Raw genomic sequence first — 15,322 nt, 5'->3', positions numbered from 1 at the left:
TTTAAAACTCTATCTTGATCCTTTTTTGAACAATACCACTTCCACTGTCTGAATTATAACCAACAGATCCAGAAGCAGGCTCTGATTCTTTATGTAGTAAAGATCAAATCTCAGCTTTTCGCGGGTATCTTCTTCATTGTCCGCGTAGGCAAAGCACAATTGCGCCCAGCCGGTCAGACCCGGCTTAACCCTGTGGCGCTCGCTGTAGAACGGAATTTTCTCGGATAGTTGCTCTACAAACACCGGCCGCTCAGGGCGAGGGCCAACGAATGCCATTGTGCCGTTCAGCACGTTAAAGATCTGTGGCAGCTCATCAATTCGGACCTTGCGGATAAAATGACCAACTTTGGTTACCCGCGCATCGTTCTGACTGGCCCAGACCGCGCCGTTCTTTTCGGCATCTGTAATCATGGACCGGAATTTGTAGACCTTAAATACCTTGCCGTTCAGCCCTACCCGTTCCTGGCTGTAGAACACTGGTGCATCCAGGCCGTCTTCAATCTTGATAGCAATGGCAGTGAGGATCATCAGAGGCGCACCGGCCAATAGCAGTATAGAGGCAGCCAGGATATCCAGTGAGCGCTTACCGAAACCGAAAACCGACGACACCGTGAAGCCATCGGAAAACACCAGCCAGCCCCGGGTGACCATTTCCAGCGCAACTTTACGGGACTCCCGCTCATAAAAGGTGGCACCGTCAACGATCTTGATGCCTTCCATTTTACATTCCAGCAGGTCTTCCATGGGAAGGCCTTTGCGGCGGTCATCCACCGCGACCACGATCTCATTCACCGGGTGCTTCAGAATGTAATGATGGATGGTTGTAGGAATATCCAGCAGGTTGTCTGCACCGATTTCTACCGGTTCGTCCGGTAGGGCTACAAAGCCGGTCAGCGTGAAGCCTTTGCGGTTGAACGGCGTTTTAAGGTCTTCCAGAATCTGCCGTGCACGGAACCCGGCGCCCAGAACCAGAACCTTCCGTTTGAACCTCTCCTTGCCCACCGTCGCGAAAAACAACAGCCGTGCAGAGCCAAGCAGAAAGACGCCAAACACCGTGGCAGTTGTTAGCACGCTGCTGGATCCCAGGTACCAGAGCCAGTCAGACGAAACCAGGTATCCGAAACCACACAGAGGTATGCCGACGATCAGGGCCATGATGGTTCGCAGCATCATGCCGGACATGCCATCTTCTATGCGTGACTGGTGAACCCCGAGAGACACCATTACCAAAAGGTTAAAGAGTGCAAAAACTACTGCAGACGGCAAAAGAAACGCCAGATTATCCTGAAAAAAAGACAGATCACCGAAGTATTTGAAGAAAACCGCGAGCGCAAACGCGCATATCAGCACCAGGAAATCAATCAGGCCGAGGATGACATAAGGCAGGTGTATGTAGTGTCTGAACAGTCTGACGTGGGCCAATTCAACTCCTTTTGGTATTTACCATGTGATGGGACGTCTCCTGTATTCCCCAAGGCGCAGTAAAGTTTACTCGATGCCTGACGAACTCTAAAGACTTCTTACCCTGGACCGATGACCCTGAGCCCACTAAGTGCGAGGCCGACGCATAGGCAGCGCTGAACTGTGTCGGAAATATTTACAGTGAAGCGCATAGGTCGTGCCCGCTGATTCCTCTACGCGTTTGTTTCTTAGATTTTTTTTAACTTTGGTACAGAGAGTGCTTCGTGATCTGAGCCACACCACTCGACTACTAGGAGAACATCATGATCGAGCAAATTATACGCAAAACAGCGCAAGGAATGTTTTTAACTCTGGGCTTGCTTGCCCTGGCAGGCACTGCTCATGCTATCCCGGTGACGTTTAATTTCCAGAATTTCGGAGCAGACACGCCGGAAGGCGTTATGGGCGTTGACTACACCAAGGGCGGTTCCTGCAACGGCACCTCAATTTCGAGCGCCGATCTTTGTGAAACCGGCACAGGCCTTCAGTATCTGAAATCCGGATTGAGTCTCGACGTCACTGCGGACAATACGAACGGAAATGCCTTCCTGATGCAGGACCTGGCGCCTGCCAACTCCGGGCTCGCAGTCATTTCGCCCAACGATACCAGTTCAGACGACCAGGTTCAGGTCGCCACTGGCGAATCCATCCTGTTCACCTTCGGGTCGCGCGTCAATCTTCTCGGCTTTGACTTTAATGACGGAAGCGACTCGAACTGCGAACCAGCTGGAAGCGAAGGCCCTTGTGGGTATTTCGATCTGTTCATCGACGGGATATTTGAGGCTAACTACCTTGCCACAGATGACCTTGTATTTGGCACCGCATTGAGTGGAACAACGTTCAGGGTTGCACATACCGGCCCAACCAATGGCGGATTCGCTATCGGCTCGGTAACTGCAGAAGTGCCAGAACCCGCCACTTTAGCCCTGTTGGGCCTTGGCCTTCTCGGCCTTGGTGTCAGCCGCCGTCGCCGGAGCTGAATAAGCGAGCACCAGATGTAATGAAAACGGCTCCCTTCCGGGGGCCGTTTTTATGTGTGAATTCGAGTTCAGACTCACCTCTTCACAACATTCCCCCTAACTCAGTAAAACAGTCGACTTTCTTTACAACTTCCGCATTGCCAATTTTTCATTATTATTTCAGTCAGTTGACAACCCTGCCCTTATGGTTGATGGCGTTAAACTTGCGACCCGTGCGCCTACCGGCGTTACCCTGATCACCGGTTTCACGTCTGCAAAAGTCGTGTTTGATATCACGGACACTCACGGTGTCACTCGGGCTGAACACTGAGAGCCATGACTAGTCCCGATACCACAAGCCCGCGATACTCCTTTGCAGCTGATATAATTGAGTTTACTTAAAACCTTTAATACATCATTTATAATCAGTATTTATTTCTGTTTATCAATTGTAATTGAACAAGTAATTATAATATTAAAAAATATCTAGAGAACAAACTCCCCGATGAAATCGGCAACATTCATTTCTCCCAGTTTTTCCGGGTTCTGGCACATTTCAATAATTCGTTCACACCGGAACTGAGGAAACCGGGTTTGCAGATTACTCAGAAACTTTTCTTCCAGTTTCGGAATACCATCTTCCCGGCGACGACGGTGACCGATGGGATATTCCACCGCGACCTTTTCTGTACTGCTACCATCGGTGAAGAAAACCTGAATGGCATTGGCGATGGAACGCTTGCCCTCCTCCAGGTATTCCCGGGTGTACTGTTTATCCTCTACCACCTCCATTTTTTCGCGTACCCGGTCGATCACTGGATTGGCCCGGTGGAAGCTGTCTTCGTAATGCTCGGCGGTAAGGTTTCCAAAAATCAGCGGCACGGCAGCCATGTACTGCAGGCAGTGATCCCGGTCCGCGGCGTTGGCCAGATTGCCCTGTTTGGAAATAATGCGGATGGCGGACTCGTGAGTGGTGATCACAATGCGGTCGATGTCATCGATTCGGCCGCTGACCTGCGGGTGCAGGATAACCGCTGCCTCGGCTGCTGTCTGGGCGTGAAACTCCGCCGGGAAAGAGATCTTGAACAGGATATTTTCCATCACGTAGCTGCCGTAGGGTTGAGGAAGCGAGAACTGGCGCTTTTCTTCCGGCTTGATGGCCTGGTCTTTATTGGTTTTGCTGAACAGCACATCGTAGAAGCCCCACTGCGGCGCCGTAAGCGCGCCCGGGATGCCCATTTCGCCGCGCATGGCCATATCGGCCAGCCTTACGGCGCGGGACGTGGCATCCCCGGCGGCCCAGGATTTGCGGGAACCGGCGTTGGGCGCGTGGCGGTAGGTTCGCAGTGCCTGGCCATCTACCCAGGCGTGGGAGAGCGCCGACATCATCTGGTCCCGGTTGGCACCCATCAGTTTTGCGCAGACGGCCGTCGAGGCCACCTTCACCAGCAGAACATGATCCAGCCCTACCCGGTTAAACGAGTTTTCCAGCGCCAGAACGCCCTGGATTTCATGGGCCTTGATCATGGCTCCAAGCACGTCTTTCATCACCAGCGGTGGTTTGCCCTGTGCCACCCGTTTCTGCGAGAGATAGTCGGCCACAGCCAGAATACCGCCCAGGTTGTCAGACGGGTGGCCCCACTCCGCTGCCAGCCAGGTATCGTTGTAATCCAGCCAGCGGACAATGCAGCCGATATCCCAGGCGGCTTTCACGGGGTCCAGCCGGAATTGCGTACCGGGCACCCGGGCGCCGTGAGGAACCACCGTGCCTTCAACCAGCGGCCCCAGATGCTTGGTACATTCCGGAAATCTCAGCGCAAGAAGCCCGCAACCGAGGGTATCCATCAGGCAATACCGCGCTGTCTCCCACGCCTCCTCACTGGTGATCTCATAGTTCAGGGTGTAATCGGCAATGTCCTGAATCACCCGATCATAGTCCGGGCGCTGGTTCTGATCCGCGTTGGCACTCATATCGCTACTCCCTAAAACTGATTTGGGGTCAGACCCCATGACATTTCAGGTTAGCAAATGTATTGGGGTCTGACCCCAATTGGTTTTATTCCAGCGGGACCCTTACTTTTCCCTCCATCAGCACCCTGGCGCTTCGGCTCATGATGGCCTTTTTAGCGGTCCACTGGCGGTTGACCAGTTCGGCTTCGGCTCCGACTTTGAGAGTACCGGAAGGGTGGCCGAAGGTGACTTCGTTGCGGTCACCGCCGCCTGCGGCCAGGTTGACCAGGGTGCCGGGGATGGCGGCGGCAGTGGCTATTGCGACGGCGGCGGTGCCCATCATGGCGTGGTGGAGCTTACCCATGGACAGCGCTCTGACTAGCAGGTCGACATCGTTTTCGGCAATACGTTTGCCGCTGGACGCTGTGTAGCTGACTGGCTCGGCAACAAAGGCCACTTTGGGAGTGTGCTGGCGATTGGCGGCTTGCTCGATGTTATCAATCAGGCCCATTTTCACCGCACCGTAGGCGCGGATGGTTTCGAATTTCGCCAGCACATCCGGATCGCCGTTGATGTCTTCCTGAAGCTCAGTGCCTTTGAAGCCAATCGCAGTGGCATTCAGGAAAATGGTGGGGATGCCCGCATTGATCATGGTTGCTTGAAGGGTGCCAATTCCGGGTACTTCCAGATCGTCAACCAGGTTGCCCGTTGGGAACATAGCGCCCTCGCCGTCTGCGGGGTCCATGAACTCTACTTTGATTTCTGCTGCCGGGAAGGTCACGCCGTCCAGTTCAAAATCGCCGGTTTCTTGTACCTCACCGTTGGTGATGGGTATGTGGGCAATGATGGTTTTCTGGATGTTGGCCTGCCAGATGCGAACGGTGCAGGTGCCGTTGTCCGGAATCCGGTCCGGGCTGACGAACCCGCCGGAAATGGCGAAAGCGCCCACGGCGGCACTCAGATTGCCGCAGTTACCGCTCCAGTCCACAAACGGTTTGTCGATCGAGACCTGCCCGAACAGGTAGTCCACATCGTGATCCGGCTGGGTAGGCGCGGCCAGAATCACGGTTTTGCTGGTGCTGGAGGTAGCGCCGCCCATGCCGTCTGTGTGCTTCTGGTAGGGGTCGGGGCTGCCGATGACTCGTAACAGAAGGTTGTCCCGTGCTTTGCCCGGCTTTTGGGCAGCTTCCGGCAGATCCTGCAGGCGGAAGAACACGCCTTTTGATGTGCCGCCGCGCATATAGGTGGCGGGGATTCTTGTTTGGGGGTGATGCATTTTGGCCTCCGGGGTCTGACCCCGCATTTTAGGGGTCTGACCCCATAACTTTGATAGGTCTCGGGCTTGCGTTGGGGTCTGACCCCGTTCGGGGTCAGACCCCTTCTTTCAGGCCGCTCCCTCGGATTGCAGGAAGTCTTCGGCGAAGCGTTGGAGCACACCGCCGGCTTTGTAGATTGAGACTTCTTCTGCGGTGTCCAGACGGCAGATCACCGGTACCTGTTCGGATTCACCGCTTGCCCGGTGAATGGTCAGAGTCAGTCTGGCTCTCGGCGAAACGGCGCCTTCCACATCGAATGTTTCAGTGCCGTCGATTTTCAACGTGTGGCGTGTTGTGCCTTCCTCGAATTGCAGCGGCATCACGCCCATGCCCACCAGGTTGGTGCGGTGGATGCGCTCGAAGCCTTCAGCAACGATAGCTTCCACGCCTGCAAGGGCGACGCCTTTCGCGGCCCAGTCGCGGGAGGAACCCTGGCCGTAATCGGCACCGGCGATGATGATCAGCGGCTGTTTGCGTTCCATGTAGGTTTCGATGGCTTCCCACATGCGGGTGACCTTGCCTTCCGGTTCGATCCGCGCCAGTGAGCCCTGCTTCACCTTGCCGTTTTCGTCCCGGACCATTTCGTTGAACAGTTTCGGGTTGGCGAAGGTGGCGCGCTGAGCGGTCAGATGGTCGCCCCGGTGGGTGGCGTAGGAGTTGAAGTCTTCCTCCGGCACGCCCATTTTGTGCAGGTATTCACCGGACGCGCTGTTCATCAGAATCGCATTGGACGGCGACAGGTGGTCGGTGGTGATGTTATCCGGCAACACTGCCAGCGGGCGCATGCCTTTGAGAGCTTTCTCGCCTACCATTCCACCTTCCCAGTAAGGCGGGCGGCGGATGTAGGTGCTCATGGGGCGCCAGTCATAGAGCGGGTTGCTCTTGGCCTGCTGTTTCTGGGTGACATCAAACATCGGAATATAGGTGCTGCGGAACTGTTCCGGCTTGACGCTGGCTTTGACGATGGCGTCGATTTCCGCGTCATCAGGCCAGATGTCTTTCAGTGTAACGGGCTTGCCGTCCTGATCGTAGCCGAGGGCATCTTTTTCAATGTCGAAACGTATGGTTCCGGCGATGGCATAAGCGACCACCAGGGGCGGTGACGCCAGGAAGGCCTGCTTGGCGTAGGGGTGAATCCGGCCGTCAAAGTTGCGGTTGCCGGATAGCACTGCTGTGGAGTACAGATCCCGATCCACGATCTCTTTCTGAATCACCGGGTCCAGGGAGCCACTCATGCCGTTGCAGGTGGTGCAGGCGAAGGCCACCACGCCGAAGCCGAGGTTTTCCAGCTCGGACATCAGGTTGGCTTCTTCCAGGTACATCTTCACGGTTTTCGAACCCGGCGCCAGGGACGATTTCACCCAGGGTTTGCGGGTCAGCCCCAGTTTGTTGGCGTTACGGGCGATCAGGCCTGCGGCCACCATGTTTCTGGGGTTGGAGGTGTTGGTGCAACTGGTGATGGCGGCGATGATCACAGCGCCATCGGGCATCTTGCCCTCTTCCTGTTCCCAGGCGCCGGCGATACCCGCCTTGACCAGATCGGAGGTTGGCAGATGAGCATGGGGGTTGGATGGGCCAGCCAGGGTGCGCTCGACGGTGGACAGGTCGAACGACAGCACTCGTTCGTACTCGGCGGTTTTCAAGCTGTCGGCCCAGAGACCGGTGTGTTTGGCATAGGTTTCAACCAGTGCCACCTGGTCGTCTTCGCGGCCGGTCAGCTTCAGGTAGTCGATGGTCTGGTCGTCAATAAAGAACATCGCGGCCGTGGCGCCGTATTCCGGGGTCATGTTGGAAATGGTGGCACGGTCGCCGACGGTCAGGCTGTCTGCGCCTTCGCCGTAAAATTCCAGATAGGCGCCGACTACCCGTTCCCTGCGCAGGAATTCGGTGATGGCCAGGACCATATCCGTGCCGGTGATGCCGGGGCGCAGTTTGCCTTTTAACTCAACGCCAACGATATCCGGCAGGCGCATCATGGAGGCGCGGCCGAGCATCACGCTCTCCGCTTCCAGGCCGCCGACGCCCACGGAAATGACGCCGAGAGCATCCACCATGGGCGTATGGCTGTCGGTGCCCACGCAGGTATCCGGATAGGCAACGCCTTCCCTCGCCTGAACCACTGGCGACATCTTCTCCAGATTGATCTGGTGCATGATGCCGTTGCCCGGAGGAATCACGTCCACGTTCTCAAAGGCAGTCTTGGTCCAGTTGATGAAGTGGAAGCGGTCGTCGTTGCGTCGGTCTTCCACCGCTCGGTTTTTCTCGAAGGCGTCCTTGTCGTCGCCGTTGTGCTCCACCGCCAGTGAGTGGTCCACAATCAGCTGGGTCGGCACAACCGGGTTAACCTTTGCCGGGTCACCGCCCTTCTCAGCGATGGCATCCCGCAGGCCCGCCAGGTCCACCAATGCGGTCTGGCCAAGAATGTCATGGCAAACCACACGCGCCGGGTACCAGGGGAAATCCAGATCCCGCTTGCGCTCGATCAGCTGCTTCAGGGAATCGGTCAGAGCGGCGGGGTCGCAGCGGCGAACCAGCTGTTCAGCGAGGATTCTGGAGGTGTACGGCAGTTTGTCGTAAGCGCCAGGCTGGATGTCTTCAACGGCCTGGCGGGTGTCGAAATAGTCCAGGTCGGTGCCTGGGAGGGGTTTGCGGTAATCGGTGTTCATGTTTTGGTTCTCCGGGGTCAGACCCCAATGCATTTAGGCATGGCAAATGTTTTGGGGTCAGACCCCGGCCGGCCCCAATGTTTTGGGGTCAGACCCCGGCCGGCCCCTAGCGCTCGTCTATTGGCAACCAGTCCGCGTGCTCGGGGCCGTTGTAATCGGCGCTGGGGCGGATGATGCGGTTGTTTTCGCGCTGTTCTTTGACGTGGGCGGTCCAGCCGGAGACGCGCGACATCACGAAAATGGGCGTGAACAGCTCAGTGGGTATGCCCATGAAGTGATAGGCCGAGGCGTGAAAAAAGTCGGCGTTGCAGAACAATTTTTTCTCGCGCCACATGACTTCTTCGCAGCGAACAGAGACCGGATAAAGCACGGTATCGCCGATTTCCTGAGCCAGTTTTTCGGACCACTTCTTGATGATGGCGTTGCGCGGGTCGGATTCGCTGTAAACCGCGTGGCCAAAGCCCATGATTTTTTCCTTGCGTTCCAGCATGCCCATCAGCCCGGCTTCGGCTTCGTCCGGCGTCTGGAATTTCTGGATCAGCGCCATGGCCGCCTCGTTAGCGCCGCCATGCAGCGGGCCGCGCAGAGTTCCGATGGCACCGGTCACGCAGCTGTGAATATCAGACAGCGTAGACGCGCAGACCCGGGCCGCGAAAGTGGACGCGTTGAACTCGTGCTCAGCGTAGAGAATCAGCGAGACGTTCATCACCCGCTCGTGGAGTTCGCTGGGCTTCTTGCCGTGCAGCAGTTCCAGAAAATGGCCGCCGATGGAATCCACGTTGCTGGCTGTGTCGATACGCTTGCCCTCGTGGGCGAAACGGTACCAATAGGTGATGATGGCCGGAAACAGCGCCAGCATGCGGTCGATCTTGTCGTCCTGCTGGCTGAAGTCGGTTTCGGTTTCCAGGTTGCCCAGCATCGAACAACCAGTGCGCATGACATCCATGGGATGGGCTTCTTTGGGGATATGCTCAAGCACGGATTTCACCGCGTAAGGCAGTTCCCGCAGGCTGATCAGCTTTTTCTTGTAGGCGTCCAGCTCTTGGCGGTTGGGCAATTTGCCCCGCAGCAGCAGGTATGCCACTTCCTCAAACTGGGCGTTTTCTGCCAGGTCGCTGATGTCGTAACCGCGGTAGGTCAGGCCGGTGCCGGACTGGCCGACTGTGCAGAGTGCGGTCACGCCTGCTACCTGGCCGCGAAGGCCTGCGCCGCCTAGTTTTTTTGCTTCAGCCATTTTGTTGCTCCGTTTGCTTTGTTCATTTGTCGGGCCTGGGGTGGGGTCTGACCCCGTGCGGGGTCAGACCCCTTCGCTCAGCTGCCTTTGGTTTTGAACAGCTCGTCCAGTTTTTGTTCGAAGTCGTGGTAGTTCAGGAAATCGTAGAGCTCCATGCGGGTCTGCATCTGGTCTACCACGTCTTTCTGGTCGCCTTTTTCCAGCAGTGTTTCGTACACGTTCAGCGCCGCCTTGTTCATGGCGCGGAAAGCGCTCAGCGGGTACAGCACCATGGCAGCGCCGGCTTCGGCCAGCTCTTTACGGTTGTACAGCGGTGTTGCGCCGAATTCCGTGATGTTGGCCAAAATCGGCACGTCCAGCGCTTCGGCGAATGCTTTGTAGTGCTCAAGCTCGGTGACTGCTTCGGCAAAGATGCCATCGGCGCCGGCTTCAACACAGGCTTTGGCCCGCTCGATCGCCGCTTCCAGACCTTCTTTCTGGAAGGCATCGGTGCGGGCCATGATGAAGAAATCGTCGTCTATCCGGGCGTCAACGGCGGCCTTAATGCGGTCGACCATTTCTTCCTGGGAGACAATTTCCTTATTGGGTCTGTGGCCGCAGCGCTTCTGGGCGACCTGGTCTTCAATGTGGACAGCGGCCGCGCCGGCGCGCTCCATTTCGCGGATGGTGCGGGCGATGTTGAATGCGCCGCCCCAGCCGGTGTCGATATCCACCAGCAGCGGCGCGTTAGAGGCTGTGGTAATCCGGCGGACGTCTTCCACCACGTCATTCATGGTGGTCATGCCCAGGTCCGGCAGGCCAAAGGATGCGTTGGCAACGCCGCCGCCAGAAAGATAAATGGCCTGGTGCCCTACTTTTTCCGCCATCATGGCGGTGTAGGCATTGATGGTGCCGACGATCTGCAGTGGGTAGTTGTCTTTGAGCGCTTTGCGAAAGCGGGCGCCTGGGGAAAGTTGTTGGGTCATGAGTTGGGCTCCTGGATGGGGTCAGACCCCTATGGTTCCGGTTTTGATCTTGGTTTCGATGTTCTCGCGAGCGGCATTGATGTGACGTTTCATCAGAAACTCAGCCAGTTCGCCGTCGCGGCTAGCAATGGCTTCGGCAATTCGGCGGTGTTCACCCAGAGCCCTGTGCGGGCGGCCGGATGACTGGCTCAGCCGGTAGCGATACATCCGTACCATGTAGTAAAGATCACCCAGCAGCATCTGCGCGAGTTTGGCGTTGCGGCTGCCGGTGGCAATGCGGTGATGGAAGTCGTAATCGCCTTCAGCCTGATAGTAGGCCTGGCCCTGTGCCTGCTCAATCATGGTCTCGTGGCTGTCCAGGGTTGCCTTGAGGTCGGCAATTTCCTGGTCAGTCATTCTCTCGGCGGCCTGCTTTGCGGCCAGGCCTTCCATGACCTCCCGGATCCGGTACAGCTCCATGAGCTCTTCGGCGCTTACCGAGACCACCTTCACCCCGGCGTGGGGGCGGCGAATCAACAAGCCACGGGATTCAAGACGGCCCAGGGCCTCTCTGAGCGGGCCGCGAGTCAGGTTGAAGCGGGAACAGAGTTCCACTTCGCCGATTTTTTCGCCGGGAACGAGGTCGCCTTTGATAATGGCCGTTTGCAGACAATCAAAGGCCTCGTCGGCGCGGGTGTAGGTTTGAAGGACGGCTTCCGACATATTTTGTTAACAATTCAGGCTGCAATGACCTGAAATCTACGCCTGAAGGCATATATTGTCAACAATCCAAACAGCGCATCAAATTTTTTGTAGACCTTCAGTGCTGCCCGAACGTGGCAATCCGACGGCCCCAGTAACTGTCCGGCGCGGATTCCCAGGCGCGGTGATGAAGCTCGGCCAGTGATTGTCTATCCCGGAACAGCTGGCTCAATTCACTTCGGGACAGTGAACCCGGTCCGTTCGTCAGGCAGTGCTCGACGAGAGGGACCAGCAGTTTCTCTCGTCGGGCCAGGCGAACATTCCGCGCCAGCGCCTGATGCAACCGGTTCAGGCTCGGGCGGACCACCGCCTCCTCTACCGCTGTCAGCACTGGTTCACTGCCGCAGTTGCCGCGGGCGAAACGGGCATCATCGAGAACCTGAACCGATACCTGCTCTTCCGGTATGACCAGGAGACCCCAATTACGCAGCAACTGGCCGCACCGGACCCGGCTCAGAAAAACCGACGTGGGCGCCGCAATTATCAAAGGCACGGCGACCGGAAGTGACCAGAGGAAGAACATGGGGTTGATGCTCCAGGCGAACGCAGACCAGCCTGCGGCTACCAGCATGCCGGGCAAATGCGTGAGAAAGGCTTCCCGCCAACCCGTTTCCTGGGTGCGGTTCTGCCCTGCCCAGGTCAGGGACAGGTTCAGCAGGGCGCCAAGCACATAGCGACTGTGAGCCATCATCCTGACCGGCGCCAGCAGAACTGACACGACAATTTCTGTCAGCACACTGACAAACAGGCGGAAAACCCCACCGAACTGACTGGCAGTGCCGTGAATCACAGCATCCAGAACGGCCAGGAACTTGGGGATAAACAGCAGCGACAGCGTACTCAAAGCCAACCCCAGCGCCCATTCCGGTCGCCATTCCGGCCACAGCGGAAACAGGCCCTGATGGCCTTCAGGGAAGTAGTCGATGCTGGCAACGGTCATTTGCACCGCTTCTACGGTGGTCAGAATCAGGAACCCCAGCCACAGCGGCGATGCGACATAGGCCATCACACCGTTCAGTAGTGCCATTCGGTGCGCCAGCCGCAACCGCCGACCGAACAACAGAATCCACAGGTGCTGCAGGTTACCCTTTGACCAGCGATTGTCCCGTGACAATTCGTCAGACAGTGTCGGTGGAGATTCCTCGAAACTATTGCTTAGTCCGGGCTCCAGCCAGACTTCGAAACCGGCACGGCCCATGTAAGCCGCTTCCACAAAATCATGGCTCATAATCGGGCCCCGGAACAGTCCGAAACCCCGAAGCTTGCGAAGGCCGCAGTGAGCCATGAAGGGTTCAATCCGGATAATCGCGTTGTGCCCCCAGAAAGCGGCATCGCCCATCTGGATAGCCGCCAGGCCGGTCGCAAACAGGGTGGAATAAAGACGATTGGAAAACTGCTGGATACGGGCAAAAAGCGATTGGCCGTTAATGATGGAAGGCGCCGTCTGCAGGATGCCCACTTTTGGCGAACGCTCCATCAATTGCACCATGCGCACAATCGTGTCTGCACTGAGCAGACTGTCGGCGTCCAGGACCACCATGTAACGATAACGCTGACCCCAGCGCCGCAGAAAATCCGCCACATTGCCGCTTTTGAAGTTCAGGTTGACCCGGCGCCGGCGATAAAACAGCCGTCCTTCTGCCCCCAACTCCCGGCACAGGCGAAACCAGGTGGCCTGCTCTTCCAGCCAGACGTTCGGGTCCCGACTGTCGGAAATGATGTGAAATTCAAACTGATCCAGGTGGCCGGAACGCTCAAGATCCTGATACACCGCCTTGAGCCCGCTGAGCGTCCAGTGCACGGGCTCGTGGTAGATGGGCATGATGATGGCGGTTTTAGCCAACGGTGTTGCGTCCAGAACCTCAGCGGTGTGCTGTTTTAGCAGGCTGTGCCGATCACCCCCGGCCAGGCGCAGCACAAAGCCGAACACCCCGGTCCAGAAACCCACGGCAATCCACATATAGAGCAGGAAAAACAGGCCAAGTAGCCCAAGTTCGACCAGAGTACCCCCATGGTAAGGCAGCACCCAAAGCAGAAAATAGCAGGCAACCAGGGTCTGACCGACCACAAACAGCGACAGCAACAGGCGCCGGAGTGTCGCGATCCGGCGCCAACTGCCCGTGCGCCGGCGCGCGTTTGCGTCAGCCCGGCCCGCCAGCTCACTCATAACCGATGCACCCACGTTCCAGGTCTGGACTTGCCGGCGGAATGGCGTCGTCTATGGGCTGAAAATAATCGGGAATACGCTGAATACATTGCCCAGGAAGATCGGAGGTAATGCCGTCGCCGAGGGCCGATTCCACCAGGCGAAGGGCCTGTGCACAGGTAGTGACGTCCAACGTGACGCCAAGGTCCCCGAGATAGGTCAATACCCTTGCCAGAGCTTGCTGGCAAAGCGCAGCCGGGGCGGACGAATGCGGGGTCATGGTTGTTCCCTGCCGTTTCTGAAAGCCTCCGATAAGGAGTAGGTCCAGACTTCCGTCAGGGGTTTTCCATCCAGGCGCAGCTGGCCGCGAAAAACCGGATCCACACCTCTGCCCGGGCGAACCAGCATGGATAAACGCCACTTGTTACCGGCTTCGATATACTCGACGAAATGCTCGACGATTTCTGAATCCTCACCGGCCACGCTGACATCACTGACCACTGCGGCATCTGGGCTGAGTTTGTCCAGCGGCCCACCGGCAAAATCCACAATCACGCGATAGGCATTTTCGACATCACCGCCACCCACGCGGTTGCCATCGCCAACAAAGGTTTTCATCACGCGGCCGCTGTCTTGCCCGGCAACCGAGGGGCCACCGAAACTGAGGGTGTAGCCGAATGCCTGATGAGCCCCTGCCGTCGCTGCTTCCCCGGGCTTCCAGAAGGCTACGATGTTGTCGTTGGTTTCTGAATCTGTGGGGATTTCCACCAACACGACTTCGCCATCGGCCCATCCGTTGCGGGGTGATACCCAGGCGCTGGGACGCTTTTCGTAGTGGGCTTCCGCGTCTTCAAATTCGTGAAAGGCGGTGTCCCGCTGAATCAGGCCGAAGCCCCCCAGGCGGTTAACCTGCATGTAGCTGAGGCGCAGGCGGGAGGGGTTCATCAAGGGCCGCCATAGCCATTCCTCACTGCCCTTGTCGTAAATCAGCAGGCCATCGGAATCATGGACCTGTGGCCGCCACTCTCCCGCTGGCCGAGGGGTGCTCTCGCCGTAATAGAACATGGAGGTCAAGGGCGCCAGGCCCGGCTGTTCAACGGCGTCACGGAAAAACAATTCTGCCGTGACGTCTACCCTGGTGGCCAGCCCCGGCTTGATATCAAAGCGGTAAGCACCGGAAACGCTTGGCCCGTTCAACAGGCCATAAACGCGCATTCGATCACTGCCGGCAGCGGGTCGTTCCAGCCAGAATTCGGTAAATGAAGGGAACTCTTCCCCGGAGCCCAGGCCGGTGTCCACCGCGATGCCCCGGGCCGAAATGCCAAAGCCGTTTTCCGCGCCAACGCCGCGAAAATAGCTGGCGCCAGCGAATACCAGAAACTGATTCTGGTCTGTGCCTTCGCCAAAAGGAAAAGTCAGCTTGAATCCGGCATGGCCCAGGTCTGCGGGCATTCGTTTCGCCAGCTCACTGTTCGGGAAACTGTATGCAGCTTTATCAAACGGAATAGGTTGAACGCCGCTGGCGTCAATCTGATGAAGCTTGACCGGGTGGGTGTAAAAACTGCCCGGCGGCACCATCATCACCTGGAAAAGGGACCGACCCTGGCGCCACAGGCTGGCTTCAGGGTTGAAGCGAATGGCCTGGTAATCCTGATAATTCAGGTCCTGGAGAAAGCCCGGCACCTCGGGTGGTGCTTGGTACTTGGCTTCCGCGAGCGCCCTGGCCCGGTCGACCACTGTGCTGAACTCAAAGGCCCTGGCCGGTTGGATAACGTAAAGGCACGGCAAAATGAGCAGCGTAAGCAGTCTGGTCCCTGATCGCATGGTACTCCAACCTCTGAAAATTCCCTGATTCCTAATGTAGCATCAGTGGAGACTGGAAAT

The 15,322-nt window shown here is 57.4% G+C and carries 11 protein-coding genes; 1 reads left to right on the top strand and 10 read right to left on the bottom strand.

Annotated elements, in window-relative coordinates:
• Positions 1-9: 9 nt before the first annotated feature.
• On the bottom strand, positions 10-1,422 hold the full coding sequence (locus E5Q11_RS02955) for a TIGR03013 family XrtA/PEP-CTERM system glycosyltransferase (protein WP_135801893.1): 1,413 nt from the start codon (positions 1,420-1,422) through the stop codon (positions 10-12).
• Positions 1,423-1,724: 302 nt separating this feature from the next.
• Between E5Q11_RS02955 and E5Q11_RS17845 the strand changes: the two genes are divergently transcribed.
• A complete protein-coding gene (locus E5Q11_RS17845; protein ID WP_225314960.1) occupies positions 1,725-2,441 on the top strand; it encodes a PEP-CTERM sorting domain-containing protein in 717 nt (238 codons plus the stop codon).
• Positions 2,442-2,906: 465 nt separating this feature from the next.
• Here E5Q11_RS17845 and E5Q11_RS02945 read toward each other — a convergent pair whose 3' ends face one another.
• The 9 genes from E5Q11_RS02945 to E5Q11_RS02905 all read right to left on the bottom strand — a co-directional run bounded on the left by E5Q11_RS02945 (position 2,907) and on the right by E5Q11_RS02905 (position 15,262).
• Positions 2,907-4,391, bottom strand: coding sequence for a bifunctional 2-methylcitrate dehydratase/aconitate hydratase (locus E5Q11_RS02945; protein ID WP_135801892.1), 1,485 nt, complete (start codon positions 4,389-4,391; stop codon positions 2,907-2,909).
• 85 nt (positions 4,392-4,476) lie between these two features.
• A complete protein-coding gene (gene prpF, locus E5Q11_RS02940; protein WP_135801891.1) occupies positions 4,477-5,646 on the bottom strand; it encodes a 2-methylaconitate cis-trans isomerase PrpF in 1,170 nt (389 codons plus the stop codon).
• A 108-nt stretch (positions 5,647-5,754) separates the two neighbouring features.
• Entirely contained in the window at positions 5,755-8,352 is a 2,598-nt protein-coding gene (gene acnD / locus E5Q11_RS02935) for a Fe/S-dependent 2-methylisocitrate dehydratase AcnD (RefSeq protein ID WP_135801890.1), read from the bottom strand.
• A 106-nt stretch (positions 8,353-8,458) separates the two neighbouring features.
• Complete coding sequence (gene prpC, locus E5Q11_RS02930; protein WP_135801889.1) at positions 8,459-9,586, bottom strand: bifunctional 2-methylcitrate synthase/citrate synthase; 1,128 nt, start codon at positions 9,584-9,586, stop codon at positions 8,459-8,461.
• A gap of 77 nt (positions 9,587-9,663) precedes the next feature.
• Positions 9,664-10,551 carry a methylisocitrate lyase gene (prpB, locus tag E5Q11_RS02925; protein ID WP_135801888.1) on the bottom strand — a complete coding sequence of 296 codons (888 nt, stop codon included), beginning with the start codon at positions 10,549-10,551 and terminating at the stop codon, positions 9,664-9,666.
• Between the two features lie 21 nt (positions 10,552-10,572).
• Positions 10,573-11,253 (bottom strand): GntR family transcriptional regulator, encoded by a 681-nt coding sequence (locus E5Q11_RS02920; protein ID WP_135801887.1) that lies wholly within the window; start codon positions 11,251-11,253, stop codon positions 10,573-10,575.
• 97 nt (positions 11,254-11,350) lie between these two features.
• On the bottom strand, positions 11,351-13,459 hold the full coding sequence (gene mdoH / locus E5Q11_RS02915) for a glucans biosynthesis glucosyltransferase MdoH (RefSeq protein ID WP_135801886.1): 2,109 nt from the start codon (positions 13,457-13,459) through the stop codon (positions 11,351-11,353).
• Complete coding sequence (locus E5Q11_RS02910) at positions 13,452-13,718, bottom strand: hypothetical protein (RefSeq protein WP_135801885.1); 267 nt, start codon at positions 13,716-13,718, stop codon at positions 13,452-13,454. Before E5Q11_RS02910 ends, mdoH begins: the two co-directional genes overlap by 8 nt.
• A complete protein-coding gene (locus E5Q11_RS02905) occupies positions 13,715-15,262 on the bottom strand; it encodes a glucan biosynthesis protein G (protein ID WP_135801884.1) in 1,548 nt (515 codons plus the stop codon). Before E5Q11_RS02905 ends, E5Q11_RS02910 begins: the two co-directional genes overlap by 4 nt.
• Positions 15,263-15,322: the final 60 nt, after the last annotated feature.

Origin of the sequence: Marinobacter confluentis (assembly GCF_004785685.1) — a bacterium.
Taxonomy (GTDB): domain Bacteria; phylum Pseudomonadota; class Gammaproteobacteria; order Pseudomonadales; family Oleiphilaceae; genus Marinobacter; species Marinobacter confluentis.
Note: the sequence above shows the minus strand (reverse complement) of the source record. Positions and strands in the feature narration are given on the sequence as shown.